Origin of the sequence: Mesorhizobium sp. M7D.F.Ca.US.004.01.2.1 (assembly GCF_003997785.1) — a bacterium.
GTDB lineage: Bacteria > Pseudomonadota > Alphaproteobacteria > Rhizobiales > Rhizobiaceae > Mesorhizobium > Mesorhizobium loti.
Window position 1 is genome coordinate 1 of the sequence record NZ_RZRQ01000524.1, and the last position, 2,800, is coordinate 2,800.

At 61.4% G+C, this 2,800-nt stretch carries 3 protein-coding genes; all 3 read left to right on the forward strand.

Features of this window, described 5'->3' with window-relative positions:
* Positions 1-808, forward strand: an 808-nt coding sequence (locus EN993_RS34135; RefSeq protein WP_164757997.1) for a nucleotide sugar dehydrogenase, incomplete at its 5' end; no start/stop codon positions are given.
* Positions 809-900: 92 nt separating this feature from the next.
* On the forward strand, positions 901-2,343 hold the full coding sequence (locus EN993_RS34140; RefSeq protein ID WP_127266078.1) for a GMC family oxidoreductase: 1,443 nt from the start codon (positions 901-903) through the stop codon (positions 2,341-2,343).
* Positions 2,344-2,356: 13 nt separating this feature from the next.
* The coding region (locus tag EN993_RS34145) for a hypothetical protein (RefSeq protein ID WP_127266079.1) at positions 2,357-2,800 on the forward strand (444 nt) is incomplete at its 3' end.

Sequence of the window (2,800 nt, forward strand, 5' to 3'; positions counted from 1 at the left end):
CACCGACAGCGAGGACACCGAGGCGGTGATGCGCGAACTCTACGCGCCGTTCAACCGCAACCACGAGAAGATGATCGTGATGGACGTGCGCAGCGCCGAATTCACCAAATACGCCGCCAATTGCATGCTGGCGACCAAGATCAGCTTCATGAACGAGATGGCCAACCTGGCCGAGCAGCTTGGTGCCGACATCGAGGAGGTCCGCAAGGGCATCGGCAGCGATCCGCGCATCGGCTACCATTTCATCTATCCGGGTCTTGGTTATGGCGGCTCGTGCTTCCCAAAGGACGTGCGGGCGCTGATCAAGACCGCCGAAGGCGTCAAGTTCGACGCCAAGCTGCTGCGCGCCGTCGAGGAGCGCAACAACGCACAGAAATCGGTTCTCTTCGACAAGGTGGACCGCTATTTCAAGGGCAATCTCAAAGGCAAGACCTTTGCGCTTTGGGGCCTGGCCTTCAAGCCCAACACCGACGACATGCGTGAGGCTCCGGCGCGTGTGCTGATGGAAGCGCTGTGGAAGGCTGGTGCCAATGTGCAGGCCTATGATCCCGAGGCAATGCAGGAATGCCAGGCCATCTACGGGCTGCGCGACGACCTGCTTCTGTGCGGCACCAAGGAGGCGGCCCTGCGCGGCGCCGATGCGCTGCTGATCGCCACTGAATGGAAGAGTTTTCGCGCGCCCTCCTTCGACGCGATGAAAGACGCGCTCACCACGCCGATCATCTTCGATGGCCGCAACCTCTATGACCCCAAGGTCATCGCCCGCCACGGCATCGAATATCACTCGATCGGCAGAATGGCGGCATGAGACCGGGGAGGGACAGACGGATGCAGGACCGGTCCGTAGACCGCCGACGGGCGCCAGGACTGAGCGCGTATTTCTGTGTGGAGTTGTAGCTGATGGTGCTGGACGTAAAGCCAGAACAAATCACCAAGGATCATTTCGATCTCATCGCGATCGGTTCCGGCTTCGGTTCGGCCTTCTTCCTGCATGAGTTCGCCAAGCGGCGAAAGGCACGCATTCTGGTGCTGGAGTGGGGCCGCCACAACACCCATGAATGGCAGCTCGAGCAGAACGCTAACACGGATATCGACGACGAGACGACCTACAAGACCAACTCCGACAAGCCGTGGAATTACACGATCGGACTGGGCGGCGGGACCAACTGCTGGTTCGCGCAGACGCCAAGGTTCCATCCCAACGACTTCAGGCTGAAAAGCACCTACGGCATCGGCAATGACTGGCCGATCAGCTATGACGATGTCGAGCCGTTCTACTGCGACGCCGAAGACATCATGTCGATCTCCGGCGATCCCGACATGGCGGCGATGCTGCCGCGCTCGAAGCCGTTTCCGCAACCGCCGCATCGCATGTCGACACCGGACCGGATGATGAAGGCGGCGCAGCCCGGCCAGCACTTCGTCATGCCAACCGCGCGGGCGCGGCTGCCGACATCGCAGCGCACCTCGTGCTGTGCCAATCTGCGCTGCTGGCTGTGTCCGGTCGACGCCAAATTCACCGTCAACAACGGGTTGATGCATGTCTTCGAGCACCCCGACATCTCGGTCTGTCTCGGTGCGGAAGTGCGTCGGCTCGATCACGTCGGAGGTGCGGTCCGTTCGGTCACGTTCACGCATGACGGCAAGGAATACCAGGTCAGCGGCGATCTCTTCATTCTCGGCGCCAATGCCATCCAGAGCGCGGCGATCATGCTACGCTCCGGCCTGGGCGGCGAATTCGTCGGCCGCGGCCTGCATGAATCCTACGGCTGGAATTTCGAGGTCTATCTCGACGGCGTCGACAATTTCGACGGCAGCACCATCACCACCGGCCTGAATTTCGGCCTCTATGACGGTCCGCACCGATCGGAGCACGCGGCGGCACTTGTCTATTTCGAGAACCGCTGGCAGCACGGAATGCGTGCCGAAAAGGGGCGGCTGCGCCAGGCGCTGCCGCTTGTCGTGGTCACCGAAAACCTGCTCGATCCTGAGAATTTCGTCACGCTTGACGCGGATGAGAATGCCTTCGTCAGCTTCAAGGCGCCATCGGACTACGCGGTGAAGGGCATGGCGCGCGCGCTGGAGAAATTGCCTGACCTTTTGGCGCCGCTGCCGGTCGAAAAGCTCTTCGATCGTGGCATCCGGCCGACCGAATCGCATGTCCAGGGCACGCTGAGGATGGGCACCGGCCCGGCCGATTCGGTGATCGACAGCGGCATGATCCACCACCAGCTCAGAAATCTGGTCGTCGTCGGCACCAGCACCTATCCGAGCTGCTCCTGCGCCAACCCGAGCCTGACCGCGGCAGCGCTGTCCTTGCGGGCGGCGGGTCGGATCGCGTGAAAGGAGGTATCGGATGATCGAGATTTCCAGACGCTCCGCCCTGGCCATCGTGGCTGGCGGAGTGGTTTCGACAGGAGTCGCCTACGCCGCCGTTTCCTCATTCTCGGACGAGGATCTGGTGCGCGTCACGCTCGAAAAATACCTTGGCAAGTTGAACATCCGCATCGAACATCTGCAGCAGTTCGTGCTGGAGTTCCGCAACCGGAATCCGTGGAACTTTCCAAGCGAAAAACTGAGCGACGCCGTCACTCTTGTGGAGGAGCTCAAATTGGGCGCCGCGCGCCGTCTGCTGCCTCGGCAGAAGCGGGAGGATTTGGCGCATTTCGACCGCTGGGTCATCGCCGAATTCCATATGCTGACGGACTACGCCTGGCGCAGTTCGCCCAACGACCCGATCCGGTTTACCGGCTGGCAATCCTGTACCAATCCCTTCGCCAATCTGGAGCCGCCGAAACTT